This window comes from Arsenicicoccus piscis, from assembly GCF_022568835.1.
Classification (GTDB): domain Bacteria; phylum Actinomycetota; class Actinomycetes; order Actinomycetales; family Dermatophilaceae; genus Arsenicicoccus; species Arsenicicoccus piscis.
This window is the reverse complement of record NZ_JAKZHV010000002.1, coordinates 14,121-39,814: the sequence shown is the minus strand read 5'-3', so window position 1 is coordinate 39,814 and position 25,694 is coordinate 14,121. Positions and strand designations below refer to the sequence as shown.

The window sequence follows — 25,694 nt, the reverse complement described above, 5'->3', positions numbered from 1 at the left end:
TGCACGCGAGCGGCAGCGCAGGCCGCCATGACTACAAGCTGCGGCTACAGACCGCGGCTACAGGCTGCGCTGCTGGGACTCGAACGCGGCCACGGCTGCGGGCTCGCCGGACATCTCGACCCGGACCTGGTCCGTGCGCCCCGAGGCGAGCAGCAGGATCTCGCCGGGGGCGCCGGTGAGCACGACGGCGCCGTCGTCGCCCGTCTTCTTGAGCACGGCGCGGCCGTGGCCCGGGCAGACCGCCACGACGCCCACGGGGGAGGACCGGAAGGCCAGCCGGCCCATCATCGACAGGGCGCTGAACAGCGCGTCCTCGACGTCGTGGTCCAGCGTGCGGGGCTCGTGCCAGTCGGGCTGGGCGCGCAGGACGTCCTCGGTGTGGACGAAGTACTCGACGAGGTTGACCCGCTCGTCGACCGCCTTCAGCCGGGTGAGGTTGTAGACCGGGGGCCCGAACCGCACCAGGTCCACGACCTCGGGGTAGGGCCGGGCAGCCATCTCGTCCTGGACCTTCTGGGTGTGCTTGGCGAACGCGGAGATCCCGATGCCGGGCAGGGCGTCGGGGCGCCGGTCGCGGATGGCCAGGTGCGCCGCCAGGTCGCGGGCGTCCCAGCCCTCGCACAGCGTCGGGGCGTCGGGGCCGACCCAGTCCAGCAGGTCGGCCAGGCCGGTGCGGGCGTCCTTCGCGTGGCTCGTCATGGCCCCATCCTGCCACCACTCGACGAGCCAGCCCCTGGTCGCCCGTCGGACCGCTGCCGCGAAGGCGGCACAATGGGCGCCGTGACCCTCCCGACTCCTACCGATGCACCCGATGCACCCGACGCCGCCGAGGCAGCCGGCACGCTCGACCCGGCCGTGGCGGCCCGGCTCAAGCGCGACGCCCAGGGCCTGGTGGCCGCCGTGATCCAGCAGCACGACACCCGCGAGGTGCTGATGCTCGGCTGGATGGACGACGAGGCGCTGCGGCGCACCCTCACCGAGGGTCGGGTGACCTTCTGGAGCCGCAGCCGCGCGGAGTACTGGCGCAAGGGGGACACCTCCGGTCACGTCCAGCACGTGCGCTCCGTCGCGCTCGACTGCGACGGCGACACCCTGCTCGTCACCGTCGACCAGGTCGGGGCTGCCTGCCACACCGGCGACCGCACCTGCTTCGAGGCGGACGTGCTGCTGGCCGACACCACCAGCGAGGAGGACGCGTGACCACCGACTCCCGCACCACCACCAGCACCACTGAGGCCCTCCCCGCGCTGGCGTTCGGCCAGACCTGGCCCACGCTCGACACCTTCCGCGAGCTGGCGGCCGACCGGAGGGTGATCCCCGTGGTGCGCCGACTGCTCGCCGACGCCGAGACCCCGCTCTCGCTCTACCGCAAGCTCGCGAAGGACCGCCCCGGCACCTTCCTGCTGGAGTCCGCCGAGCACGGGGGAGTGTGGAGCCGCTACTCGATCGTCGGGGCCGCCAGCCGCGCCACCTTGACCGAGCGCGACGGCGAGGCGGTCTGGCTCGGGGACGTGCCCGTGGGCGCGCCGACCGAGGGCAACCCCGTCGAGGTGCTGCGCGACACCGTCGACCTGCTCGCCACCGACCCGATCGAGGGGCTGCCGCCGCTGACCGGGGGGATGGTGGGCTATCTCGGCTACGACGTGGTCCGCCGCTGGGAGAAGGTGCCGCAGACGGCGGTCGACGAGCTGGGCCTGCCCGAGCTGGCGATGTTCCTCGCCACCGACCTCGCGGTCCTCGACCACAGCGACGGCTCGCTGCTGCTGGTCGCCAACGCGATCAACTTCGACGCCACCGACGAGCGGGTCGACGACGCGCACGCCGACGCCGTGCGCCGCCTCGACGCCATGGTCGTAGACCTCGCGCAGCCGGCCCCCAGCACGGTCGCCGTCGTCGAGACCGTGGCACCCGAGCCGACGTCGAACATGACGCCCGAGCGCTACTGCGAGATCGTCGAGGCCGGCAAGGAGGCGGTGCGTGCAGGCGAGGTCTTCCAGGTCGTGCTGTCGCAACGCTTCTCGGTGCCGTGCCCGGCTGACGCGCTCGATGTCTACCGCGTGCTGCGGGCGAGCAACCCGAGCCCCTACATGTATCTGCTGCGGGTGCCGGACCCGAACGGCGGCGCGGCGTTCGACATCGTCGGGTCCAGCCCGGAGGCGCTGGTGAAGGTCAACGGCACCAAGGTGATCACCCACCCGATCGCCGGCTCCCGCCCGCGTGGCGCGAGCCCGGAGGCCGACATCGCCAACGGCAAGGAGCTGTTCGAGGACCCGAAGGAGCGCTCCGAGCACGTCATGCTCGTCGACCTCGCGCGCAACGACCTGCAGCGCGTCTGCCTGCCCGGGACGGTCGACACGATCGAGCTGATGACCACGCGTCGCTACAGCCACATCATGCACCTGGAGTCGACGGTCGTCGGGGTGCTGCGCCCCGGCCGCACCGCCTACGACGTGCTCGTCGCGACCTTCCCCGCCGGCACCCTGTCGGGGGCGCCGAAGCCGCGCGCGCTGCGGCTCATCGAGCAGCTCGAGGGCACCCGGCGCGGCATGTACGGCGGGGTGGTCGGCTATCTCGACTTCCACGGCGACCTGGACATGGCCATCGCGATCCGCACGGCGCTCGTGCGCGACGGCGTCGCCTACGTGCAGGCGGGTGCCGGCATCGTCGCCGACTCCGTGCCCGAGACCGAGCTCGCCGAGACCGTGACCAAGGCGGCGTCGGCGCTGCGGGCGGTCGCCGCGGCGTCCGGGCTGCGGGCGCCCACGACGACCCCCACGGCAACTCCCACGGCAGCTCCCACGAAGGCCCCGTGATGGCCCTCAGCAAGCGCACCGTAGCCCTCGTCGGGGTCCTGCTCGGCGCCTCCCTGCTGGTGCTCGCGTCGCTCACCTGGGCGACCGGCAGCTCCCACGACGTCGTCCTCGGCGGGGGGATCTCGGGGTCCGGCGGGTCGCTCGCCCCGGTCGTCCCGGCCATGGGCCTGGTCGCGGTGGCCGCGTCGATCGCGGTGGCCACCACCGGGCGGGTCGCCCGGTTCGTCAGCGCCGCGTTGCTGCTGGTCGCCGGTCTCGGCGCGGCGGCGGCCACGCTCTACCTGCTGGTGGACCCCGGTAGAGCTCTCGGTCACGTCGCCGCGGAGAAGGTCGCCCGCACCGGGTCGGTCGCCGTCCAGGGGACGGTGGCCTGGCCGGTGTACGCAGCGCTCGTGGTCTCGCTGCTGCTCGCCGCGACCGGCATCGCCGCGCTGGCCCGGGCCCGCCGCTGGGAGGGTCTCTCCGCGGCCTACGAGGCCCCGGTGAGCGCCGAGACGGCCGCCGCCGAGCCCGAGCGCGAGAGCCTGTGGGACCAGGTCAGCCGAGAGGACCTCGCCGACCCGCAGGTCCGGCGCGATTCCGGCGCCGATACCTGACACAATGACGCCCGAGCACCAACGCCGACCGATCGAGGAGCAGTCGACACCATGACGGACCAGAAGGAAGCCCGCACCACCACCATCGACCCGCACAACCACGGTCGGAGCACCGCCGGCTACGTCGGCGTCGTGATCATGCTGGTCGCGGCCGTCATCGCGTGCATCGGCGTCGCCATGGCCGCGCACGTCATCACGATCATCGGCTTCGTCCTCGCGCTCGTCGGCGTGCTGACCTGGGTCATGCTGGCGCGCGCCGGCTACGGCGACGGCGGCCCCAAGAACACCGCCGCCCACACGCACGACTGACGCACCCTGACACTTGACGCACCCAGCCCCAGGCGCACCAAGCACGTGAGCCTGCGCACCGATCCGGTGCGCAGGCTCACGTCGTTGGCGTAGCAGCTGGTAGGAGCTGGTAGGGCCTACTTGCCCTGCAGCTTGTCGATCATGCACTGGCTCTGCTGCTGCGGGTCCGAGATGTTCTGGCACTCGGCCATCTTCGGGCCGAGGATCATGCCGACGATCAGCAGGGCGGCCGAGATCACCAGACCGACGATGCCGGTGACCATGCCGGCCGTCGCCAGCCCGGCCTGACCGGCCTCGCCGCGGCGGACCTTGCCGCGCGCCAGCACCGCCAGGACGATGGCCGCGATGCCGGCGACGAGGCCGGGGTAGCCACCGCAGCAGGCGAGGGGGATCGACGCGATACCGAGCACCAGCGAGACGATCGCCAGCGTGTTGCGCGGGGGCGGCGGCTGGTAGCCACCACCGGGGTAGCCGCCGCTCTGGTACGGCGGGGGAGCCTGGTAGCCACCGCTGCCGGGCGGCGGGGGCGCGGGAGTGCCGTAGGGGTTGTTCGACTGGGCACCGGACGAGCCCGCCGACGGCTCCTGCGGGTCGTTCTCGCCGTAGGGCGGGGGCTGCTGGTTGCTCACGAGCGTCTCCTGCAGAACGGGACCGGTCCCTGCGCCGGTCGTTGTCGCCACGCTAACGCACGCTGAGCATCCGCTCAGGAATCATCGGGTCCTCGGCTACCGTGTCGAGAGTGACCGACGTCCGTCCGCTGGACCTGCCCGCCGCGCTCGTGGGCGCGCAGGCGCTCGGCGTGGGCGCCCTGCTCGTGCGGGACCCGCACCAGCCCGGGTCCTGGGGCAGCTGCCCCTTTCTCGCCGTGACCGGCCTGCCCTGCCCGTTCTGCGGCGGCATGCGCGCCGTCAGCTCGCTCGCCCACGGTGACCTCACGGCGGCCCTGCACAGCAACGGCTACGCCACGGTCGTGGTGCTCCTGGTCGCGGTCGCCTCCCTCGCGTGGTTCGTGGACGACGTGCGCAGCCGTCGCGCCGGCCGGCCCAGCCGGGTCGACCCGCTGCTGGACCGCGCTCCGGTCGGTCGGGTCCTCGGCGCGGTCCTCGCCGGGTGGTTGGTGTTCGGCGTCCTGCGCTGGTAGCCCGTGCGCCGCACCGTCCAGCTCCACGTCCCACCCCGTCCAACCTGGTGAGACGCGGGGCCCCGATTTAGGCCAACTGTTGCCGGGGCCCTAGCCTGGCCAGGTGCCAGCAACGCCGACCGTTCTCGACGACATCATCGCCGGGGTCCGTGCGGACCTCGCCGAGCGTCAGCAGCAGACCAGTTTCGACGACCTCAAGGAGGCCGCCGAGCGACGGGCACCCGCCCTGGACGCGGCCACCGCGCTCGCGGCCGGACGCACCCAGGGCATCCGCATCATCGCCGAGGTCAAGCGCTCCAGCCCGAGCAAGGGCGCACTCGCACTGATCGCCGACCCGGCCGGCCTCGCCGCCGACTACGCCGAGGGTGGGGCAAGCGTCATCAGCGTGCTCACCGAGCAGCGCCGCTTCGGGGGCAGCCTGCGCGACCTCGCCGAGGTGCGTTCGCGCGTCGACGTGCCGGTGCTGCGCAAGGACTTCATGGTCGAGCCCTACCAGCTGTGGGAGGCGCGCGCGCACGGCGCCGACGTCATCCTGCTCATCGTCGCGGCCCTCGACCAGACCACCCTCGTGTCGATGCGCGAGCGCGCCGAGTCCCTCGGCATGACCGCCCTGGTCGAGGTGCACGACACCGAGGAGGCGCGGCGTGCGGTCGACGCCGGCGCCCGGGTGATCGGGGTCAACAACCGCAACCTCAAGACGCTCGAGGTCGACCGCTCCACCTTCGCCAAGGTCGCCGAGATGCTGCCCGCGAGCGCGGTGAAGGTCGCCGAGTCCGGCGTCCGTGGACAGCACGACATCCTCGACCTCGCCCGCGCCGGTGCCGACGCCGCCCTCGTCGGCGAGGCGCTCGTGACCGGTGGCCGCCCGCGCGAGGCCGTCGCCGACCTGATCGCCGCGGGCGCCCACCCGGCCCTGCGGCACTAGCCCGACCCTGTCGCCGGCCGTCGCGCCGGTGTCGACTACGACCAAGGAGGTCCTGGTGAGCACACCAGTCGGCCGCTTCGACGCCTTCGGTGGGCGCTACGTCCCCGAGGCGCTCATCGCCGCTCTCGAGGAGCTGGACGAGCAGCGCCAGAAGGCCTGGGTCGACCCCGAGTTCGTCGCCGAGCTCGACCGGCTGCAGCGCACCTACACCGGTCGCCCGAGCATCATCACCGAGGCGCCGCGCTTCGCCGAGCACTGCGGCGGGGCGCGGGTCATCCTCAAGCGCGAGGACCTCAACCACACCGGGTCGCACAAGATCAACAACGTCCTCGGGCAGGCGCTGCTCACCCGCCGGATGGGCAAGACCCGCGTCATCGCCGAGACCGGGGCGGGCCAGCACGGCGTCGCCACCGCAACGGCCGCGGCACTCATGGGGCTGGACTGCGTCATCTACATGGGCAAGCGGGACACCGAGCGCCAGGCGCTCAACGTCGCCCGGATGCGCCTGCTCGGCGCCGAGGTCATCCCCGTCGAGCACGGTAGCCAGACCCTCAAGGACGCGGTCAACGAGGCCTTCCGCGACTGGGTCGCCAACGTCGAGACCACGCACTACGTGCTCGGGACCGTCACCGGTCCGCACCCGTTCCCGGAGATGGTCCGCGACTTCCACAAGATCATCGGCGAGGAGGCCCGCGAGCAGGTGCAGGAGCTCACCGGCCGGCTGCCCGACGCGGTCGTGGCCTGCGTCGGCGGCGGCTCCAACGCGATGGGCATCTTCCACGCGTTCGTCCCCGACGAGGGCGTGCGGCTGATCGGCCTCGAGGCCGGTGGTGCGGGCATCGAGTCCGGCCGGCACGCCGCGCGGTTCGCGACCGGCACCCCGGGCGTGCTGCACGGGGCCTACACCTACCTGCTGCAGGACGACGACGGCCAGACGATCGAGTCGCACTCGGTGTCGGCCGGGCTGGACTACCCGAGCGTCGGGCCCGAGCACGCGATGCTGCACGACTCCGGGCGCGCCGAGTACCGCGCGATCACCGACGACGAGGCGATGGAGGCGTTCAGGCTGCTCTCACGCACGGAGGGCATCCTTCCTGCCATCGAGAGCGCGCACGCGCTCGCCGGTGCCATGCAGGTCGGGCGCGAGCTCGGCCCCGACGCGGTCGTCCTCGTCAGCCTCTCGGGGCGCGGCGACAAGGACGTGCACACGGCGGGCCGCTGGTTCGGATACCTCACGGGCGAGGAGCTCGTCGAGGAGGAGAAGCGCAAGGCCGAGGAGCACCCGGCGCAGGAAGAGGGGAGTGGCTGGTGAGCACCGAGGTGACGACCACCCCGCCCTCGACCGAGCTGTCGCGCACCCTCGCGGCGTGCCGGGCCGAGGGTCGGGCCGCGCTCGTGGGCTACCTGCCCGTGGGCTACCCGACCGTGGACGACTCCATCGCCGCGATGGTCGCCCTGGTCGAGTCCGGCTGCGACGTGGTCGAGGTGGGCATCCCCTACACCGACCCGGTCCTCGACGGCCCGACCATCCAGGACGCCTCGGTCGTGGCTCTCGCGGGCGGCGTGCGGGTCGCGGACGCCTTCCGGGCCGTGCGCGCGGTCGCCGAGGCCGGCGCACCGGCCGTGATCATGTCCTACTACAACCTCGTCCTGCGGCACGGCGTCGACGCCTTCGCCGCGGACCTCGCGGCTGCCGGCGGCTGGGGCCTGATCACCCCCGACCTGATCCCCGACGAGGCCGGCGCGTGGCTCGCCGCCGCCGACCAGCACGGTCTCGACCCGATCTTCCTGGTCGCCCCGAGCACCACCGAGCAGCGGATGGCCGCCACGACCGCAGCCTGCCGGGGCTTCGTCTACGTCACCTCGGTGATGGGCGTGACCGGGGCGCGCACCACCGTCGGAGGTCGGGCGCACGACACCATCGACCGGGCTCGTGCGGCCACCGACCTGCCCCTGGCGGTGGGCCTTGGCGTGTCCACGCGCGAGCAGGCCGCCGAGGTCGCCGCCTACGCCGACGGCGTCATCGTCGGGTCCGCGCTGGTCAAGGCCCTGGGCGAGGGCGAGGACGCGCTGCGGGCGCTGACCCGCGAGCTGGCGGCCGGGGTCCGCGAGGGACGCCGCGCGGAGCACGGGGAAGGACCCCAGGCATGAGCCGGGTCGCCCCCTACGTCTCGCTGCTCGCCCGGCTGGTCCTCGGCGCAGTGATAATCGTCGCCGGCGCCCTCAAGGTCACCAACCTGCCGGGCTCCGCGCAGGCCGTCCGGGCCTACCAGATCCTGCCCTACGACGCCGCCAACCTCGTGGGCTACCTGCTCCCCGGCCTCGAGATCATCCTCGGGCTGCTGCTCGTGCTCGGTGTCTTCACCCGCTGGGCGGCCGCCACCGTGTCGGTGCTGCTGCTCGCCTTCGTCGGTGGCATCGTGAGTGCCTGGTCGCGCGGGCTGTCCATCGACTGCGGCTGCTTCGGCGGTGGCGGCACTATCGCGCCCGAGCAGACCAACTACCTCGGCGAGATCCTGCGCGACGCCGGGTTGCTCGCCCTCGGCCTGTGGCTGGTCGTGCGACCCCGTAGCCTGTGGAGCGTCGACGGTTGGCTCGCCCCGGATCGCGCCCCGGGCGCGACGACCAGCACCACCAGCAGCACCGGCACCAGTGGCCCCACCAGCACCAGCGACAGCACGACCGACAGCAGTGACAAGGAGATCGCCCGATGAGCAGCAGCCCCCAGGACCGCAAGGCCAAGGCGGCCGCGGCCGCACCGAAGGCCAACGGCTCGCGGGTGGTGATCGTCGCGGTCGTGACCGTGCTGGTCCTCGCGCTCGCCATGATCGGGGCGACCTGGGCCTACCGCAGCTCGCAGTCCTCGGTCGACCAGGCGGCCAGGTCCGCGACGACCCCGCCGAACGCCAACGCCGACAAGACCGGCATCATCATCGACAACGGCAAGGCCAAGGCCGACGCCATGAAGCTCGACCTCTACTTCGACTACCAGTGCCCGATCTGCAAGCAGTTCGAGGACGTCTTCGGCGGCGAGATCGAGAAGATGGCGGCCGCGGGCACCGCCCTGGTGACCTACCGCGACATGACCTTCCTCGACAACAACCTGCGCAACGACTCGTCGGCGCGTGCCGGCAACGCCGCGGCCTGCGCCGACGTCGTCGGGGCCTACAAGGGCTACCACGACGCGATCTTCGCCAACCAGCCGGCCACCGAGGGCCAGGGCTACACCGACGACCAGCTGCTCAACACCTTCGCCAAGGACGCCGGCATCACCGGTGACAAGCTGACGACCTTCCAGCAGTGCGTCAAGGACGGCTCGATGAAGAACTTCGTGACCGGCACCGACGCCGCCGCCAGCAAGGCCGGGGTCACCGGCACGCCGACCCTGAAGGTCAACGGCACGACGGTCCCGCTGCAGCGCCTCGCCGGCGTCACCTCCGCGCAGTTCCCGGCGCTGATGGAGCAGATCGCCAAGGACCCCAAGGCCGCCACCCCGGCGGCGTCGCCCGCCGCGAGCCAGTAGAGCGACCGGCGACCCTCGATGCTCGCTCATCTCCCGGGACTCATCCCCAGCCCGACCCAGGGCGTGTGGTGGCTCGGCCCGCTGCCGGCGCGCGCCTACGCGCTGTGCATCCTCGCGGGCATCTTCGTGGCGCTGATCATGACCAGGCGGCGCCTCGAGGCCCGCGGCGGCACCGCGGAGCAGGTAGACCTCGTGGCGTTCTGGGCGGTGCCGTTCGGGATCGTGGGGGGCCGGCTCTACCACGTCATCACGTCCTACCAGCCCTACTTCGGGCCCGGTGGGCACCCGCTCGACGCGTTCAAGATCTGGGAGGGCGGGCTCGGCATCTGGGGCGCCGTGGCGCTCGGGGCGCTCGGGGCCTGGATCGGCTGCCGCCGCCACGGGGTGGACCTGATGGTCTTCGCCGACGCCCTCGCCCCTGGCCTCGCGATCGCCCAGGGGCTCGGCCGGTTCGGCAACTACTTCAACAACGAGCTCTACGGCGGTCCGACGACCCTGCCGTGGGGCCTCGAGATCTGGCAGTGGTCGGGCGGCCAGGCCGTCCGGGACGCCGCCGGCAACCCGATCCCGCTCGGCGTGTTCCACCCGACCTTCCTCTACGAGGCGCTCTGGTGCTTCGCCCTGGCGGGGGTGCTGCTGGCCGTGGAGCGGCGGTTCGTCCTGCGCCGCGGCCAGCTGTTCGCGCTGCTCATCATGGGCTACACCCTCGGCCGGCTCTGGATCGAGATCCTGCGGGTCGACCCGGCGAACCACATCCTCGGGCTACGCCTTAATGTATGGACCAGCATTCTGGTCTTCGCCTTCGGGCTCGGCTGGTTCCTCCTCGCCCGTGGCGGCCGAGACCGGGACGAAAAGTCTCAACCAGCGGACGCGTAGGTGTCCAGAACGCAGGACGCGGCAGGCTGAACCCCTGCCGCCACCCGAGGCCCGACGATGCTCCCCGGGTGGCCCCAGCCCCTTGACCGCTCGCCCTCGACTAGGTTGTCGCCAGGTCGTGAAGCGAGCGGTCCCGTGCCGTAAGGACGGTGATCACCGTGACGGACCTCATGCCCGTCCCGCCGACGTTTCGTCGCTTCGCTGCAGGCCCCGAGGACCACGGCCTCTACCGCTCGGAGTTCGAGCACGACGCGTGCGGTGTCGCCCTCGTCGCCACCTTGCGCGGCTCCGCCGGGCACGACATCGTCGACCAGGCGCTCCTCGCCCTGACCAACCTCGAGCATCGCGGCGCCACCGGCGCCGACCCGACGGTCGGCGACGGCGCCGGCATCCTCACCCAGGTCCCCGACGAGTTCCTGCGCGCGGTCACCGACTTCGAGCTGCCCGAGGCCGGGCACTACGCGGTCGGCATGGCGTTCCTGCCCGAGCAGGACGGCGAGCGCGAGCGCGCCGAGCGGCGGATCGCGGCCCTCGCGCACGAGGAGGACCTCGACGTGCTCGGCTGGCGTGACGTCCCGCACGTGCGCGGGCTCGTCGGCCAGATGGCGCAGGAGTGCATGCCCGCCTTCCGGCTGCTGTTCGTGGCCCAGTCCGGCGGCGCCGCCGCCAGCGGGATCGAGCTGGACCGACTGGCGTTCTGCCTGCGCAAGCGCGCGGAGCACGAGGTCAACGTCTATTTCGCGTCGCTGTCGGCGCGCACCCTGGTCTACAAGGGCATGCTCACGACCGAGCAGCTCGAGCAGTTCTTCCCCGACCTGTCGGACGAGCGCTGGACCACCGAGCTGGCCCTGGTCCACTCGCGGTTCTCGACCAACACCTTCCCGAGCTGGCCGAGGTCGCACCCCTACCGCTACATCGCGCACAACGGCGAGATCAACACCGTCAAGGGCAACCGCAACTGGATGCGCACCCGCGAGTCGATGCTGCGCAGCGACGTGATCCCGGGCGACCTGGACCGGCTGTTCCCGATCTGCACCCCCGACGCCTCGGACTCCGCGTCGTTCGACGAGGTGCTCGAGCTGCTGCACCTCGGCGGCCGGTCGCTGCCGCACGCCGTCCTGATGATGATCCCGGAGGCCTGGGAGAACCACGAGGAGATGGACCCGGCCCGCAAGGCGTTCTACGAGTTCCACTCCATGTTCATGGAGCCGTGGGACGGGCCGGCCTGCGTGACGTTCACCGACGGCACCCTGATCGGTGCGGTCCTCGACCGCAACGGCCTGCGCCCCGGCCGCTACTGGGTCACGGACGACGGGCTCGTCGTGCTGGCCTCCGAGGCCGGCGTGCTCGACCAGATCGACCCGGCCAGGGTGGTCCGCAAGGGCCGTCTGCAGCCCGGCCGGATGTTCCTGGTCGACACCGCCAAGGGCGAGATCATCAGCGACGACGACGTCAAGAGCGAGCTGGCCGCCGCCGAGCCCTACGGCGAGTGGCTGGCGGCAGGCGTCATCGAGCTCGGCGACCTGCCCGAGCGCGAGCACGTCGTGCACACCCCGAAATCGGTCGTGCGCCGCCAGCAGACGTTCGGCTACACGACCGAGGAGCTGAAGATCCTGCTGTCGCCGATGGCGCGCACCGGCGGCGAGGCGCTCGGCTCGATGGGCACCGACACCCCCATCGCGGTGCTGTCCTCGCGCCCGCGGCTGCTGTTCGACTACTTCACCCAGCTGTTCGCGCAGGTCACGAACCCGCCGCTGGACGCCATCCGTGAGGAGCTGGTCACCTCCCTCGGCTCCACGATCGGCCCCGAGGGCAACGCGCTGGACGCGACGCCCGACCAGGCCCGTCAGGTCGCGCTGCCGTTCCCGGTGATCGACAACGACGAGCTCGCCAAGATCGTGCGCATCAACGCCGACGGCGACCTCCCGGGCTACGCCACGCACGTGGTGCGCGGCACCTACGCCGTCGACGGGGGAGCGCTGGCGCTCAAGGGGCGGCTCGACGCGATCTGCGACGAGGTGTCCGAGGCGATCCGCGGCGGGGCCCGTTTCGTCGTGCTCTCCGACCGCGACTCCGACCGCGAGACCGCGCCGATCCCGTCGCTGCTGCTCACCTCGGCCGTCCACCACCACCTCATCCGCACCAAGCAGCGCACCCAGGTCGGTCTGATCATCGAGGCCGGCGACGTCCGCGAGGTGCACCACGTGGCCCTGCTGATCGGCTACGGCGCGGCGGCGATCAACCCCTACCTCGCGATGGAGTCCGTCGAGGACCTCGCCCGCCGCGGCGAGCTCGGCGACCTGGCCCCGCACAAGGCGGTCAAGAACCTCATCAAGGCGCTCGGCAAGGGCGTGCTCAAGGTGATGTCCAAGATGGGCATCTCCACCGTCGCCTCCTACCGCGGCGCCCAGGTCTTCGAGGCGATCGGCCTGTCCCAGGAGCTCGTCGACCAGTACTTCAGCGGCACCGTCACCCAGCTCGGCGGCGTCGGGCTGGACGTCATCGCCGCTGAGAGCGCGGCCCGGCACGAGCGGGCCTACCCGATCAACGCCGTGCCGCTCGCGCACCGCACCCTCCCGACCGGGGGTGAGTACCAGTGGCGTCGCGAGGGCGAGCCGCACCTGTTCGACCCCGAGACGGTCTTCCGGCTGCAGCACGCCACCCGCCAGCGGCGCTACGACATCTTCAAGCAGTACACCGCGCGGGTCGACGAGCAGGCCGAGCGGCTGATGACCCTGCGCGGGCTGTTCGAGTTCGCGTCCGCGTCCGAGACCGGCCACAAGCCGATCTCGATCGACGAGGTCGAGCCGGCGAGCGAGATCATCAAGCGGTTCTCCACCGGGGCGATGAGCTACGGCTCGATCTCCAAGGAGGCGCACGAGACCCTCGCGATCGCGATGAACCACCTCGGCGCGCGCTCCAACACCGGCGAGGGCGGCGAGGACCTCGAGCGCCTGCTCGACCCCGAGCGCCGCTCGGCGATCAAGCAGGTCGCGTCGGGTCGCTTCGGCGTCACCTCGATCTACCTCACCGAGTCCGACGACATCCAGATCAAGATGGCCCAGGGCGCCAAGCCCGGCGAGGGCGGGCAGCTGCCCGGCCACAAGGTCTACCCGTGGGTGGCCAAGACCCGGCACTCGACCCCGGGCGTGGGCCTGATCTCGCCGCCGCCGCACCACGACATCTACTCGATCGAGGACCTGGCGCAGCTGATCCACGATCTGAAGAACGCCAACCCCAAGGCCCGGATCCACGTCAAGCTGGTCTCCGAGGTCGGCGTCGGCACGGTCGCGGCCGGGGTGTCCAAGGCGCACTCCGACGTCGTCCTGATCTCCGGGCACGACGGTGGCACCGGCGCCTCGCCGCTCACCTCGCTCAAGCACGCGGGCGCGCCGTGGGAGCTCGGCCTCGCCGAGACCCAGCAGACGCTGATCCTCAACGGCCTGCGCGACCGCATCGTCGTGCAGTGCGACGGCCAGCTGAAGACCGGTCGCGACGTCGTCATCGCGGCGCTGCTCGGCGCCGAGGAGTTCGGCTTCGCCACGGCCCCGCTCGTGGTCAGCGGCTGCATCATGATGCGGGTCTGCCACCTCGACACGTGCCCCGTGGGCGTCGCGACGCAGAACCCCGAGCTGCGAGCCCGCTTCTCCGGCAAGCCGGAGTTCGTCGAGACCTTCTTCGAGTACATCGCCGAGGAGGTCCGCGAGCACCTCGCGGCGCTCGGCTTCCGCACCCTCGAGGAGGCCATCGGCCAGAGCTCGTCGATCAACACCCGCAAGGCGATCGACCACTGGAAGGCCTCCGGCCTCGACCTCGCGCCGATCCTGCGCGAGGCCCGGCCGACCGACGGCTCGGCCCGCTTCTGCACCAGCGGTCAGGACCACGGCCTCGCCAAGGCGCTCGACAACACCCTCATCGAGCAGGCGCAGCCGGCCATCACCGAGGGCCGCAAGGTCACCATCGAGACGCCGGTGCGCAACGTCAACCGCACTGTCGGCACGATGCTCGGCAACGCCGTCACCAGCGCCCACCCCGAGGGGCTGCCGGACGGCACCATCGAGGTCACCCTGCGCGGGTCCGCCGGTCAGTCGCTCGGCGCGTTCCTGCCGCGCGGCGTGACGCTCACGCTCTACGGCGACGCCAACGACTACGTCGCCAAGGGCCTGTCCGGTGGCCGCGTGGTCGTCCGCCCGGACACCTCGGCGTCGCTCGTCGCGGAGGAGAACGTCATCGCCGGCAACGTCATCGGCTACGGCGGGACGACCGGTGAGGTCTTCCTGCGCGGGCTGGTCGGCGAGCGGTTCTGCGTCCGCAACTCCGGCATCACGGCCGTCGTCGAGGGCGTGGGCGACCACGGCCTCGAGTACATGACCGGTGGCACGGTCGCCATCCTCGGGCCGACCGGGCGCAACGTCGGCGCCGGCATGTCCGGCGGCGTCGCCTACGTGCTCGACCTCGACCAGGCCCGGGTCAACCGCGAGCTGGTCGATGTCATGCCCCTGCGCGACACCGACCTGCCCGTGCTGGAGCGCCTGCTGCGCGACCACGTCGCCTGGACCGACTCGCCGGTCGCCCAGGCCCTGCTCGAGGACTGGCCCGCGAACGTCGGCCGGTTCACCCTGATCCTGCCGCGCGACTACCAGCGGGTGCTGGACGTGCGCGCGCAGGCCGAGAACGAAGGACTCGACCTCGACGGCTCCGAGGTGTGGGACCGGATCATGGAGGCTTCCCGTGGCTGACCCCCAAGGCTTTCTCAAGTACCGCGAGCGCGAGCTGCCCGAGCGGCGGCCCGTCCCCGTGCGCATCATGGACTGGAAGGAGGTCTACGAGGCGCAGCCCGTGGACCAGCTCCAGCGCCAGGCGTCACGCTGCATGGACTGCGGAATCCCGTTCTGCCACAGCGGTTGTCCGCTCGGGAACCTCATCCCCGAGTGGAACGACCTGGCGTGGAAGGGTGACTGGCGCGAGGCGATCGAGCGGCTGCACGCGACCAACAACTTCCCCGAGTTCACCGGGCGGCTGTGCCCGGCCCCGTGCGAGACCGCCTGCGTGCTCGGCATCAACCAGCCGGCCGTGACGATCAAGCAGATCGAGGTCACGACGATCGAGAAGGCGTTCGAGCAGCAGCGGGTCGACCCCCAGCCGCCGGACCGCCTCTCGGGCAAGACCGTCGCGGTCATCGGCTCCGGCCCCGCCGGCCTCGCCGCGGCCCAGCAGCTGACCCGCGCCGGGCACACGGTCGCGGTCTACGAGCGGGCGGACGCCCCGGGCGGCCTGCTCCGCTACGGCATCCCCGAGTTCAAGATGGAGAAGGCGGTCGTCGAGCGCCGGATCCGGCAGATGGAGGCCGAGGGCACCCGCTTCCGGTGCAACGTCGAGGTCGGCACCGAGCTCACCGGCACCGAGCTGATGCGTCGCTTCGACGCCGTCGTGCTCGCCATGGGTGCGACCGTCCGCCGCGACCTGCCGGTCCCCGGTCGCGACGCCGGCGGCATCCTGCAGGCGATGGACTTCCTGCCCCCCGCCAACCGGGTAGCCCTCGGGGAGACGGTCGAGGGCCAGGTCACCGCCGAGGGCAAGGACGTCATCGTCATCGGTGGCGGTGACACCGGCGCCGACTGCATCGGCACGTCGCACCGCCAGGGCGCGCGCTCGGTCACCTCGCTGGAGATCATGCCGCAGCCGGGTGCGGACCGACCGCTGACCCAGCCGTGGCCGACCTACCCGATGCTGTTCCGCGTGGCCAGCGCCCACGAGGAGGGTGGCGAGCGGGTCTACGCCGTCTCGACCAAGGAGTTCCTCAAGGACGAGCAGGGCAACGTCAGCGGCCTGCGCCTCAGCGAGGTGGAGTTCAAGGACGGCGGCTTCCACGAGGTGCCGGACACCGAGCGGGTGCTGCCGGCGCAGCTGGTGCTGCTCGCCATGGGCTTCCTCGGGCCGCAGCAGGAGGGCCTGGTCGAGCAGCTGGGCGTCGAGGTCGACGGTCGCACCAACATCAAGCGCGACCGCAGCTACATGTCCAGCGTGCCCGGCGTGTTCGTCGCCGGTGACGCCGGACGCGGCCAGTCGCTCATCGTCTGGGCCATCGCCGAGGGCCGGTCCGCGGCCAACGGGGTCGACGCCTACCTCACCGGCAAGCCGTCGAACCTGCCCCGCCCGATCGAGCCGACCGACCGCCCGCTCGTCGTCTGACGCTCACCCGGACGCGGGCCGAGCCTGCGTCCGAGAAGCGGCCCGAGACCGCCCGGCCCGATGGGGTCGGGCGGTCTCCCCGTGAGAGGCGGCGTGCGGGGTTGGCGGTAGGCTGGGGACCATGCGCCGAGCAAAAATCGTCTGCACGATCGGGCCCGCCACCTCTTCCATCGACCAGATGCGCAAGCTCGTCGCCGCTGGCATGGACGTGGCGCGCCTCAACTTCAGCCACGGAGCCCCCGAAGACCACAGGCAGGTCTACGAGAACGTCCGGCAGGCCAGCGACGAGGTCGGCCACGCGGTCGGCATCTTCGCCGACCTGCAGGGGCCCAAGATCCGCACCGGCCGCTTCGCGACCGGGCCGGTCCTCCTCGGCCGCGGCGACCGCTTCACCATCACCACCGACGACATCCTGGGCGACCAGGACCGCGTCGGGACCACCTATAAGGGCCTGCCGGGCGACGTCTCCGTGGGCGACCTGCTGCTCGTCGACGACGGCAAGGTCAGCCTGCGCGCCGTCGAGGTCACGCCCACCGACGTCGTCACCGAGGTCGTCGAGGGCGGCTACGTCTCCAACAACAAGGGCATCAACCTGCCGGGCGTCGCCGTCTCGGTGCCGGCCCTGTCCGAGAAGGACGAGGAGGACCTGCGCTTCGGCCTCGCCCTCGGCGTCGACATGATCGCGCTCTCCTTCGTGCGCAACGCCGCCGACATCGTGGACGTCCACCGGATCATGGACGAGGTCGGCCGACGCGTCCCCGTCATCGCCAAGATCGAGAAGCCGCAGGCCGTCGACGCGCTCGAGGAGATCGTCCAGGCGTTCGACGCGATCATGGTCGCCCGAGGTGACCTCGGCGTCGAGCTGCCCTTCGAGGAGGTGCCGCTGGTCCAGAAGCGCGCCATCGAGCTGTGCCGCCAGTACGCCAAGCCGGTCATCGTCGCGACGCAGGTGCTGGAGTCGATGATCGAGAACTCCCGCCCGACCCGCGCCGAGGCCTCGGACTGCGCGAACGCCGTCCTCGACGGCGCGGACGCGATCATGCTGTCCGGCGAGACCAGCGTCGGCAAGTGGCCGATCGAGACCGTCCAGGCGATGGCACGCATCATCGCCTCCACCGAGGAGCACGGCCTGGACCGGATGCACCCGGCGAAGGACCCGCGCTGGCACGTCGGCGACGCCGTCACCCAGGCCGCGGTCGAGATCGCCAAGCACCTGGACGTGAAGTACCTCGTGACGTTCACCCAGTCCGGCAAGTCCGCCCAGCTGCTGTCCCGCCTGCGTCCCGACATCCCGGTGCTCGCCTTCAGCCCCGAGCAGTCCACCCGGTCGTGGCTGTCGCTGTCGTGGGGGGTCGAGACCTTCCTCGTGCCGGGCGCCAAGCACACCGACGAGATGGTGATGCAGGTCGACCTGGCTCTGTTGGCCGCCGGCCGCGTCGACGAGGGTGACTACGTGGTGGTCGTCGCCGGCACCCCGCCGGGCGTCGTCGGCACCACCAACTCGGTGCGCGTGCACAAGATGGGTGACTCGATCAACCGGCGCACTGGCGAGACCCGCGGCTGAGCCGCGCGGGGGAGCGGCGCAGGGAACGTTTGCGGACGGTCTACGATAAGGACGCCGAATCCCCGGCCGGGGTGGTGGAATGGCAGACACAGAGCACTCAAAATGCTCCGCCCGCAAGGGCGTGCGGGTTCGAGTCCCGCTCCCGGCACCCTCGTCCGCGGCCCGTTCAGTTCTCGTCAGGGCGACCTGCGCCTATAGACTGTGCGGGTGAGTGAGCAGACCAGCGCAGCAGGCCGTCGCATCGTCGTCGCCGAGGACGAGGCCCTCATCCGGCTCGACCTCGTCGAGATGCTCCAGGAGGCGGGGCACGAGGTGGTCGCCCAGGCCTCGAACGGTGAGCAGGCGGTCGCCCTCGCCACCGAGCACAAGCCCGACCTGGTCATCATGGACGTGAAGATGCCTGTGCTGGACGGCATCTCGGCGGCCGAGCAGATCGGCAACGCCAAGGTCGCCCCGGTCGTCATGCTCACCGCCTTCAGCCAGACCGAGCTCGTCGAGCGGGCCCGCGACGCCGGCGTCATGGCCTACATCGTCAAGCCGTTCACAGCTGCCGACCTGGGTCCGGCCATCGACATCGCCGTGCACCGCTGGAGCGAGTACCAAGCGCTCGAGTCCGAGATCGCCGACCTGTCCGAGCGGCTCGAGACCCGCAAGGTCGTCGACCGGGCCAAGGGCGTGCTGATGGCCAAGCTGAAGCTCTCCGAGGCCGACGCGTTCCGCTGGATCCAGAAGACCGCGATGGACCGGCGCCTGAGCATGAAGCAGGTCGCCGAGGCCGTCATCGAGGGCATGGGCGACGCCAAGGACAAGAAGAAGTAGACCGTCTCGCCCCGGGTCCTCGTGGGGGACTGGGGGAGAGGTCGTCAGCGCAGCACGACCACGAGCTGGGTGAGCAGCGGCGCCGCGATCAGCGCCGGCAGCAGGTCACCCACCGGGATGTCGCGAATCCGCAGCAGCCGCAAGCTGATCGCGACGAGCATCAGACCTCCCGTGGCGGTGAGCGCGCTGATGCGCGCGTCCGGCAGCACCGACCCGAGGCTCCAGCCGAGCAGGGTCAGGGCGCCCTGGATCACGGCGACCGAGGCCGCCGAGAGCAGCACGCCGATGCCGAACGACGAGGCGAAGGCCAGCGCCGCGAAGCCGTCGAGCACCGACTTGAGCGCGAGCTGGTCGATGCCGCGGCCCAGCCCGTCGGAGATCGACCCGAGAATGGTCAGCGGCCCGACGCAGAACAGCAGCGACGCGGTCAGCCAGCCCTCGATGAAGCGCTCCCGCTCGTCGATGGGGCGGGCGTCGGCGGTGCTCGCGCCAGCCGTCGACCCATCCGTGGATCCTTCCGAGCTCGCCTGTGCCGCAACGGTACTCGTCCGCGAGCGGCGAGCGACCCAGGTCTGGATCGTCCCGGCCAGCCCCTCGAGGCGGTCCTCGATGCGCAGCGTGGTGCCGATGATCGACCCGACGAGCAGCGAGCCCAGCACGATCAGCATCGGCGCGCCGGAGCCGACCGCGTCCTTCAGCGCCGGGTCGGTGACCGACCACGCCGACAGCATCGCCATCAGCAACGTGGTGAGGCCGAGGCAGTCGGTCACGACCGACCGGGTGCGCTCGGTCAATCGGTTCCCGACGACCATGCCCGCGAGCGAGCCGACGACGACCGTGGCGACGTTGAGCACCGTCCCGAGCCCGACGAACCCGGACTGCGTGGCGGCGCTGATCAGGTGAGGCACCGGGACAGCCTAGCGGCGCGCCTCGGTGGGGGTGGACGGACATCTCATCCGGCCATGACCAGGGCATTTGAAGGAACGTTCCGATCAAATGCGACCCGCCCTGGCGCGACGCGCGACCACCTGGCATGCTGAGGCCCTGGCCGGGCCCGCGGGGGAGTCCTAGCCAGGACCCAAGGACTCCCCAGGAGGTTGACGTGGCTCGTCCGTGGACCTACGTCCGCAGTGTCGATGACCGTGACTGGACGGCCCTGCACGCGCTCTGGACCCAGGCTGTGGAGCAGAACGCCGTCATGGTGGACTCGGTGGTTCGGGCGATCTCCACCGACCGGCTGCAGCAGGTGCTGTCCCGCCCGGGCGTGATGACCTACCTGGCCCTGCACGAGGACACCCTCATCGGCTTCCTGGTCCTGACGACGAACCCGCTCTCCGGCCTCACCGAGTCGCCCAACCTTACGGTCGAGGTGCTCTACGTGGATCCGGACCACCGGGGCCGCGGCATCGCCAGGCAGCTGCTCGCGCGTGCCGCCGCGACCGCCGAGAAGCGCGGCACCACCCAGATCGCCGCCTCCGTGCCGGCCGCCGCGCGCGACTCCAACCGCTACCTCGCGCGGCTCGGCTTCTCGCCGCTCGTCACCCGTCGCGTGGTGCCGACCGCTGTCCTGGCCCGCAAGCTGGCTGGCGAGGACCGCACGCCGCTCGACCGCGTGCTCGCGAAGCGACGCAACCTGCGCGCCCGCAGCTCGGCGGTCGCGGCGAGCCTCGCCGGCGCCGAGCTGCGTCCGGTCTCCGACCTGCAGGACCGGCACGCACACCTGGTCTGAGCGGTCGGTCGGCGGTCGGCCAGCGGTCGGTCAGCGGGGGGCGTCGAGCAGGGCGCAGGTGATGCGCGAGGTGCAGACGCGCCGGTCCTGCTCGTCGGTCACCACGACGTCGAAGCACGCCGTAGACCGTCCCACGTGCACCGGGGTGGCGACGCCCCGCACGACCCCCTCCCGCAACGACCGGTGGTGCGTGGCGTTGATGTCGACGCCGACCGCGATGCGTCCCTCGCCCGCGTTGAGCATGGCGGCGTAGGACCCGAGCGTCTCGGCGAGCACGACCGAGGCGCCGCCGTGCAGCAGGCCGTAGGGCTGGGTGTTGCCGCTGACCGGCATGGTGCCGGTCACGCGGTCCTTGGTGGCGCTGGTCAGCTCGATCCCCATGCGCTCGAGGAGGGTCCCGCGACCACTCTCACGCAGGACCTCGATCGGCACCTCGGTTGGGGGTGTGTCAGTCATGGGCCCTAGGCTGCCACCTGTGAGCCGACTTCTCCTTCTCGACGGACACTCGCTGGCCTACCGCGCGTTCTTCGCCCTGCCGGTCGAGAACTTCTCGACGGCCACCGGCCAGCCGACCAACGCGGTCTTCGGCTTCACCTCGATGCTCATCAACCTGCTGCGCGACGAGCAGCCGACGCACCTCGCGGTGGCGTTCGACAAGTCGCGCCAGACCTTCCGCCTCGCGGAGTACGCCGACTACAAGGCGGGCCGCAACAAGACGCCCGACGAGTTCGGCAGCCAGCTGTCGTTGATCCGCGAGGTCCTCGACGCGCTCAAGATCACCTACGTCGACGCCGAGGGCTACGAGGCCGACGACATCATCGCCACGCTCACGACGCAGGCCGCCGCCGAGGGCATCGACGAGGTCATCATCTGCTCGGGCGACCGCGACGCCTTCCAGCTCGTCGACGCCCGCACCACCTTGCTCTACCCGGTCCGCGGGGTCTCCGAGGTGTGGCGGATGGACCCGGCCGCGGTCGAGGAGCGCTACGGCGTGGCCCCCGAGCTCTACAGCGACCTCGCCGCGCTCGTGGGCGAGACCAGCGACAACCTGCCCGGCGTGCCAGGCGTCGGCCCCAAGACCGCGGCCAAGTGGATCGCTCTGTACGGCGGTCTGCCCGGCATCGTCGAGCGGGTGGGCGAGATCAAGGGCAAGGCCGGCGACGCGCTGCGCGAGCACCTCTCGCAGGTGCTGATCAACCGCAAGCTCAACCGCCTGGTCCGCGACGTCGACCTGCCCATCGGCATCGCCGACATCGAGCGGGTCAACTGGGACCGCGACCAGGTGCACCAGGTGTTCGACGGGCTGGAGTTCCGGGTCCTGCGGGACCGCCTGTTCGCCACCGTCGAGGCGCCGGCCGAGGAGGCCGACGCCGGGTTCGACATCGACGGCGAGGTCCTCGCCCCCGACGCCTTGCCGGGCTGGCTCGAGGCGCACGCCCCGGTGGGGCAGCGGGTGGGTGTCCACGTCGTCGGCCGGTGGGCTCGCGGCAGCGGTGACGTCGACGCGCTCGCGCTCGCCGCTCCCGACGGGGCGGCCGCCTACGTCGACGTGACGGCGCTCGACGAGCCCGCCGACCGGGCGCTGCAGGCCTGGCTCGCCGCGGCCGACCGGCCCAAGGCGCTGCACGACGCCAAGGGGCCGATGGAGGCCTTCTGGTCCCGCGGGCTCGACCTCGCCGGGCTGACCAGCGACACCATCCTCGCCGCCTACCTGGTGCGTCCCGACCAGCGCTCCTACGACCTGGCCGACCTGGTGCTGCGCTACCTCAAGCGCGAGCTCAAGGCCGAGACCGAGGCCGACGGCCAGGGGCTGCTCGACTTCTCCGCCGACCAGGACGGCGCCGCGCAGGAGGCCATGGTGCGGGCCAAGGCCGTGCTCGAGCTGGCCGACGCGCTCGACGCCGAGCTCGCCGGCACCGGTCAGGCCGAGCTGCTCGCCGACCTCGAGCTGCCGCTCGTCCGGGTGCTCGCCGGCATGGAGCGTGACGGCATCGCGGTCGACGCCGACGCGCTCGGCGACCTCGAGAAGGACTTCGCCGCCCAGGTCCGCGAGGCCCAGCTCGACGCCTACCACGCCATCGACGGGCAGGAGGTCAACCTCGGCAGCCCCAAGCAGCTGCAGGTCATCCTGTTCGACCAGCTCGGCATGCCCAAGACCAAGAAGACCAAGACGGGCTACACCACCGACGCCGACGCGCTGCTCGACCTGCAGGCCAAGAGCCCGCACCCGTTCCTCGAGGCGCTGCTGCGCCACCGCGACGCCAGCCGGCTGCGCAGCACGGTCGAGGGGCTGATCAAGTCGGTCGCCGACGACGACCGCATCCACACGACCTACCTGCAGACCATCGCGGCGACCGGCCGGCTGAGCTCCACCGAGCCGAATTTGCAGAACGTCCCCATCCGCACCGAGGAGGGCCGGCGGATCCGCTCGGTCTTCGTGGTCGGCTCCGACCGTGAGGGGCCGTTGGAGTCGCTCATGTCGGCCGACTACTCCCAGATCGAGATGCGCCTGATGGCGCACCTGTCCGGTGATGCCGGCCTGATCGAGGCGTTCCGCTCCGGCGAGGACCTGCACCGCTTCGTCGGCTCGCGCGTCTTCGGCGTCGAGCCGGCGGGGGTCACGCCGGCGATGCGGTCCAAGATCAAGGCGATGTCCTACGGCCTCGCCTACGGCCTGTCCGCCTTCGGTCTGTCCAAGCAGCTGCAGATCCCGACGAGCGAGGCCGCGGCCCTGCGCGACGGCTACTTCGAGCGCTTCGGCGGGGTCCGCGACTACCTGCACGAGGTCGTCGAGCAGGCCCGCTCGGTCGGCTACACCGAGACCATCATGGGTCGGCGCCGCTACCTGCCGGACCTCACCAGCGACAACCGCCAGCGCCGCGAGATGGCTGAGCGGATGGCGCTCAACGCGCCCATCCAGGGCTCGGCGGCCGACGTGATGAAGGTCGCGATGCTCAAGGTCGACCAGGCGCTCGACGCCGCGGCCGGCCGCTCCCGGGTGCTGCTGCAGGTGCACGACGAGCTCGTGGTCGAGGTGGCTCCCGGGGAGCGCGAGTCGGTCGAGCGGATCGTGCGCGAGGCGATGGGCTCGGCCGCCGAGCTCGACGTGCCCCTCGACGTCAACATCGGCTACGGCCGGTCCTGGCAGGACGCGGAGCACTAGGGTGATGGCGAGTGCCCGGCGCCGGCCGGGCGGGCCCAGGAGGAGCCACGCGTGAAGGTCGTCGCCATCTATCGCTATCCGGTCAAGGCCATGGCTGCCGAGCGGCTCGACGAGGTCGAGACCGACCACACCGGTCTCGAGGGCGACCGCAACTGGGCGGTCTACGGCGACGACGGCCGGCTGGTCTGCGGCAAGGACGGGCGCCGGTTCCGACGCAACGACGCGATCTTCGACCTGGCGGCGCGGACGGTCGACGGCAACGTCGAGGTAGAGCTGCCCGGCGGGCTCGCGGTCCGCGTGCTCGACCCCGAGTCCGACCAGGCGGTCTCCGACCATCTCGGCGAGCCGGTCGAGATCCGCCCCGAGACCACCACCAAGCACAAGGACGACTCCGACGTGAGCATCGTCGGCACCGCGACCCTCGCCGCGCTGGGCCGGCTGCTCGGTCACGGCCCCGTCGACGCACGTCACCTGCGCGCCAACATCGTCGTCGAGACCGACGAGCCCTATGTCGAGGACGGCTGGCTCGACCGCGAGGTCACCATCGGCAGTGCGAGCTTCGTGGTCGCCAAGCGGGTCACCCGGTGCCGCACGGTCGACCTGGCCCAGGTCGACGTGGCCGCCGACCCCGGCCTGCTCAAGGCGATCGGTGCCGAGCGCGAGGCCAAGGCCGCGATCTACCTCGCCGTCCTGACCGAGGGACGGATCGCCGTCGGCGACGCGGTGACGGTCGGGTCCGACTCGCCCGCTGCGGCCGCCGAGCTGCGGCGCCGGCTAGCCGAGCGCGCCGCCGGCCCGCGCAAGGACCTGGTCGAGCCCGACGACTCGGGTGACTAGCCGCGCCGACCGTCGCGGCTCTTTCGGCCTCGCCTGGCTGCTCGGCCACCGCGGCCTGATCCTGCTGCTGCTCGGCGTGCTCGTCGTGGCCACCGGCCTGCTCCCGTGGGCCGACGCGCGCCCGGTGCTGGAGCGCGCGGCGCCGGTGCTCGGCTTCCTCGTGCTGATCAAGCTGGTGGCCGACCTGTGCGACGACGCCGACCTGTTCGACCTCGTCGCGCACGGGGCGGCGCGACTCGCCCGCGGACGCACGGCCGTGCTCTACCTGCTGTTCTGCGGGGTGGGGATCGTGGCGACGTGGGTGCTGAGCCTGGACACGACCGCCGTGCTGCTCACCCCGATCGCGCTGGCGCTCGCGGCCGAGCTGGGCGTCGCGCCGCTGCCGTTCGCGTTCGCGTCGGTGTGGCTGGCCAACGCCGCCAGCCTGCTGCTGCCGGTCTCGAACCTCACGAATCTGCTTGCCCAGCATCATCTCTCGCTGACCTCCGGCCAGTTCATGCACCTGCTGACCTGGCCCCAGGCGGCCGTGCTGGTGGTCGTGGTCGGCACCCTGCTGGTGCGCCACCGGACGGCGCTGCGCGGGCGCTACCCCGTCTCCGAGCACCTGCCCAAGCACGATCCCTGGCTCGTCTGGCCCGCTGCCCTCGTCGCCACGGCCACCGGCCCGGCCATCGTGGCCGGCGTCGAGGCCTGGGAGGCGGCGCTGGGGGGCTTCCTGGTGCTGCTGGTCGCGTTCGTCGTGCGCCAGCCGGGCACCGTGGTGCCGCGGCGGCTGGTGCGGCTCGCCCCCTGGGACATGGCGGCGTTCGCGCTCGGCCTGTTCCTCGTCATCGCCGCCGTGATGCGACCCGCGCACACCCTCGTGGCCGAGGCGCTCGGCGCGGGCACCGGTGCCGGGGACCTGCTGCAGCTGGCGGGCGTCGCCACCGTGCTCGCCAACGCGACGAACAACCTGCCCACCTACCTCGCGCTCGAGCCGTTCGCCGCCGAGCCGGCCCGTGCGGCAGCGCTGCTCGTCGCGGTCAACGTCGGCCCGGTCGTGCTGATCTGGGGCTCCCTCGCCAACCTGCTGTGGCGCGACCGCTGCCGGGTGCGTGGCCTGGAGGTGTCGAGCCGACGGTTCGCCCTCGAGGGGCTGCTCGTCATGCCGACGGCCGTCGCTGCCGGCGTCCTGGCGGTCGCGCTCGCCGTCGCGGCGCGCTGAGCG

Annotated in this window: 23 protein-coding genes and 1 tRNA gene; 20 read left to right on the top strand and 4 right to left on the bottom strand. The window is 71.8% G+C overall.

What is annotated here, in order from left to right; translation table 11 throughout:
* Positions 1-57: 57 nt before the first annotated feature.
* On the bottom strand, positions 58-699 hold the full coding sequence (locus MM440_RS03165) for a TIGR03085 family metal-binding protein (RefSeq protein ID WP_241441808.1): 642 nt from the start codon (positions 697-699) through the stop codon (positions 58-60).
* A 72-nt stretch (positions 700-771) separates the two neighbouring features.
* On the opposite strand from MM440_RS03165, the gene hisI reads away from it, so the two are divergent.
* From hisI to MM440_RS03145, 4 genes are read left to right on the top strand one after another with little or no spacing between them, the layout of a single operon-like run.
* Positions 772-1,200 carry a phosphoribosyl-AMP cyclohydrolase gene (gene hisI / locus MM440_RS03160; protein WP_241441805.1) on the top strand — a complete coding sequence of 143 codons (429 nt, stop codon included), beginning with the start codon at positions 772-774 and terminating at the stop codon, positions 1,198-1,200.
* Positions 1,197-2,813 carry an anthranilate synthase component I gene (locus MM440_RS03155; RefSeq protein ID WP_241441804.1) on the top strand — a complete coding sequence of 539 codons (1,617 nt, stop codon included), beginning with the start codon at positions 1,197-1,199 and terminating at the stop codon, positions 2,811-2,813. The genes hisI and MM440_RS03155 overlap by 4 nt, the downstream gene beginning before the upstream one ends.
* Positions 2,813-3,409, top strand: a complete 597-nt coding sequence (locus MM440_RS03150) for a Trp biosynthesis-associated membrane protein (RefSeq protein WP_241441803.1) — start codon at positions 2,813-2,815, stop codon at positions 3,407-3,409. The genes MM440_RS03155 and MM440_RS03150 overlap by 1 nt, the downstream gene beginning before the upstream one ends.
* A 51-nt stretch (positions 3,410-3,460) precedes the next feature.
* A complete protein-coding gene (locus tag MM440_RS03145; protein ID WP_241441799.1) occupies positions 3,461-3,718 on the top strand; it encodes a DUF6704 family protein in 258 nt (85 codons plus the stop codon).
* Between the two features lie 116 nt (positions 3,719-3,834).
* Here MM440_RS03145 and MM440_RS17230 read toward each other — a convergent pair whose 3' ends face one another.
* A complete protein-coding gene (locus tag MM440_RS17230) occupies positions 3,835-4,347 on the bottom strand; it encodes a DUF4190 domain-containing protein (protein ID WP_241441797.1) in 513 nt (170 codons plus the stop codon).
* 110 nt (positions 4,348-4,457) lie between these two features.
* On the opposite strand from MM440_RS17230, the gene MM440_RS03135 reads away from it, so the two are divergent.
* From MM440_RS03135 to MM440_RS03080, 12 genes are all read left to right on the top strand, one after another.
* Positions 4,458-4,859, top strand: a complete 402-nt coding sequence (locus MM440_RS03135; protein WP_241441796.1) for a DUF2752 domain-containing protein — start codon at positions 4,458-4,460, stop codon at positions 4,857-4,859.
* Between the two features lie 103 nt (positions 4,860-4,962).
* Positions 4,963-5,784, top strand: a complete 822-nt coding sequence (gene trpC / locus MM440_RS03130) for an indole-3-glycerol phosphate synthase TrpC (protein WP_241441795.1) — start codon at positions 4,963-4,965, stop codon at positions 5,782-5,784.
* 55 nt (positions 5,785-5,839) lie between these two features.
* Positions 5,840-7,096 (top strand): tryptophan synthase subunit beta, encoded by a 1,257-nt coding sequence (gene trpB, locus MM440_RS03125; protein ID WP_241441793.1) that lies wholly within the window; start codon positions 5,840-5,842, stop codon positions 7,094-7,096.
* Positions 7,093-7,935 carry a tryptophan synthase subunit alpha gene (trpA, locus tag MM440_RS03120; protein ID WP_241441791.1) on the top strand — a complete coding sequence of 281 codons (843 nt, stop codon included), beginning with the start codon at positions 7,093-7,095 and terminating at the stop codon, positions 7,933-7,935. The genes trpB and trpA overlap by 4 nt, the downstream gene beginning before the upstream one ends.
* Positions 7,932-8,498, top strand: a complete 567-nt coding sequence (locus MM440_RS03115; protein WP_241441790.1) for a MauE/DoxX family redox-associated membrane protein — start codon at positions 7,932-7,934, stop codon at positions 8,496-8,498. The genes trpA and MM440_RS03115 overlap by 4 nt, the downstream gene beginning before the upstream one ends.
* Positions 8,495-9,307, top strand: a complete 813-nt coding sequence (locus MM440_RS03110; RefSeq protein ID WP_241441789.1) for a DsbA family protein — start codon at positions 8,495-8,497, stop codon at positions 9,305-9,307. The genes MM440_RS03115 and MM440_RS03110 overlap by 4 nt, the downstream gene beginning before the upstream one ends.
* 18 nt (positions 9,308-9,325) lie before the next feature.
* Positions 9,326-10,183, top strand: a complete 858-nt coding sequence (gene lgt, locus MM440_RS03105) for a prolipoprotein diacylglyceryl transferase (RefSeq protein WP_241441788.1) — start codon at positions 9,326-9,328, stop codon at positions 10,181-10,183.
* Positions 10,184-10,353: 170 nt separating this feature from the next.
* Positions 10,354-14,922, top strand: coding sequence for a glutamate synthase large subunit (gltB, locus tag MM440_RS03100; protein ID WP_241443337.1), 4,569 nt, complete (start codon positions 10,354-10,356; stop codon positions 14,920-14,922).
* Positions 14,915-16,375 (top strand): glutamate synthase subunit beta, encoded by a 1,461-nt coding sequence (locus MM440_RS03095; RefSeq protein ID WP_241441787.1) that lies wholly within the window; start codon positions 14,915-14,917, stop codon positions 16,373-16,375. The genes gltB and MM440_RS03095 overlap by 8 nt, the downstream gene beginning before the upstream one ends.
* 121 nt (positions 16,376-16,496) lie before the next feature.
* Positions 16,497-17,939, top strand: coding sequence for a pyruvate kinase (gene pyk, locus MM440_RS03090; RefSeq protein WP_241441785.1), 1,443 nt, complete (start codon positions 16,497-16,499; stop codon positions 17,937-17,939).
* 65 nt (positions 17,940-18,004) lie between these two features.
* A tRNA-Leu gene (locus tag MM440_RS03085) sits at positions 18,005-18,087 on the top strand.
* Positions 18,088-18,146: 59 nt separating this feature from the next.
* Complete coding sequence (locus MM440_RS03080) at positions 18,147-18,758, top strand: ANTAR domain-containing response regulator (RefSeq protein ID WP_241441783.1); 612 nt, start codon at positions 18,147-18,149, stop codon at positions 18,756-18,758.
* Between the two features lie 44 nt (positions 18,759-18,802).
* Here the strand turns inward: MM440_RS03080 and MM440_RS03075 are convergent, their stop codons facing one another.
* Positions 18,803-19,666, bottom strand: a complete 864-nt coding sequence (locus MM440_RS03075; protein ID WP_241441782.1) for a DUF554 domain-containing protein — start codon at positions 19,664-19,666, stop codon at positions 18,803-18,805.
* Between the two features lie 194 nt (positions 19,667-19,860).
* On the opposite strand from MM440_RS03075, the gene MM440_RS03070 reads away from it, so the two are divergent.
* On the top strand, positions 19,861-20,487 hold the full coding sequence (locus tag MM440_RS03070) for a GNAT family N-acetyltransferase (protein WP_241441780.1): 627 nt from the start codon (positions 19,861-19,863) through the stop codon (positions 20,485-20,487).
* 30 nt (positions 20,488-20,517) lie between these two features.
* Here MM440_RS03070 and MM440_RS03065 read toward each other — a convergent pair whose 3' ends face one another.
* Positions 20,518-20,943, bottom strand: a complete 426-nt coding sequence (locus MM440_RS03065) for a hotdog fold thioesterase (protein ID WP_241441778.1) — start codon at positions 20,941-20,943, stop codon at positions 20,518-20,520.
* Positions 20,944-20,962: 19 nt separating this feature from the next.
* Between MM440_RS03065 and polA the strand changes: the two genes are divergently transcribed.
* Genes polA through MM440_RS03050 form a run of 3 tightly spaced genes read left to right on the top strand, consistent with a single transcriptional unit; the run spans position 20,963 to position 25,691 of the window.
* Positions 20,963-23,650 carry a DNA polymerase I gene (gene polA, locus MM440_RS03060; protein WP_241441776.1) on the top strand — a complete coding sequence of 896 codons (2,688 nt, stop codon included), beginning with the start codon at positions 20,963-20,965 and terminating at the stop codon, positions 23,648-23,650.
* A 51-nt stretch (positions 23,651-23,701) separates the two neighbouring features.
* The gene (locus MM440_RS03055; RefSeq protein ID WP_241441775.1) at positions 23,702-24,487 is read left to right on the top strand and encodes an MOSC domain-containing protein; all 786 of its coding nucleotides are present in this window, start codon (positions 23,702-23,704) and stop codon (positions 24,485-24,487) included.
* On the top strand, positions 24,480-25,691 hold the full coding sequence (locus MM440_RS03050) for an SLC13 family permease (RefSeq protein ID WP_241441773.1): 1,212 nt from the start codon (positions 24,480-24,482) through the stop codon (positions 25,689-25,691). The genes MM440_RS03055 and MM440_RS03050 overlap by 8 nt, the downstream gene beginning before the upstream one ends.
* Positions 25,692-25,694 lie beyond the last annotated feature (3 nt).

Bases quoted from the DNA above. Each gene is read 5' to 3' on its own strand.
- MM440_RS03165 (WP_241441808.1), bottom strand. From the start codon at position 699: ATGACGAGCCACGCGAAGGACGCCCGCACCGGCCTGGCCGACCTGCTG.
- hisI (WP_241441805.1), top strand. From the start codon at position 772: ATGGGCGCCGTGACCCTCCCGACTCCTACCGATGCACCCGATGCACCC.
- MM440_RS03150 (WP_241441803.1), top strand. From the start codon at position 2,813: ATGGCCCTCAGCAAGCGCACCGTAGCCCTCGTCGGGGTCCTGCTCGGC.
- MM440_RS03145 (WP_241441799.1), top strand. From the start codon at position 3,461: ATGACGGACCAGAAGGAAGCCCGCACCACCACCATCGACCCGCACAAC.
- MM440_RS03115 (WP_241441790.1), top strand. From the start codon at position 7,932: ATGAGCCGGGTCGCCCCCTACGTCTCGCTGCTCGCCCGGCTGGTCCTC.
- MM440_RS03110 (WP_241441789.1), top strand. From the start codon at position 8,495: ATGAGCAGCAGCCCCCAGGACCGCAAGGCCAAGGCGGCCGCGGCCGCA.
- lgt (WP_241441788.1), top strand. From the start codon at position 9,326: ATGCTCGCTCATCTCCCGGGACTCATCCCCAGCCCGACCCAGGGCGTG.
- gltB (WP_241443337.1), top strand. From the start codon at position 10,354: ATGCCCGTCCCGCCGACGTTTCGTCGCTTCGCTGCAGGCCCCGAGGAC.
- pyk (WP_241441785.1), top strand. From the start codon at position 16,497: ATGCGCCGAGCAAAAATCGTCTGCACGATCGGGCCCGCCACCTCTTCC.
- MM440_RS03065 (WP_241441778.1), bottom strand. From the start codon at position 20,943: ATGACTGACACACCCCCAACCGAGGTGCCGATCGAGGTCCTGCGTGAG.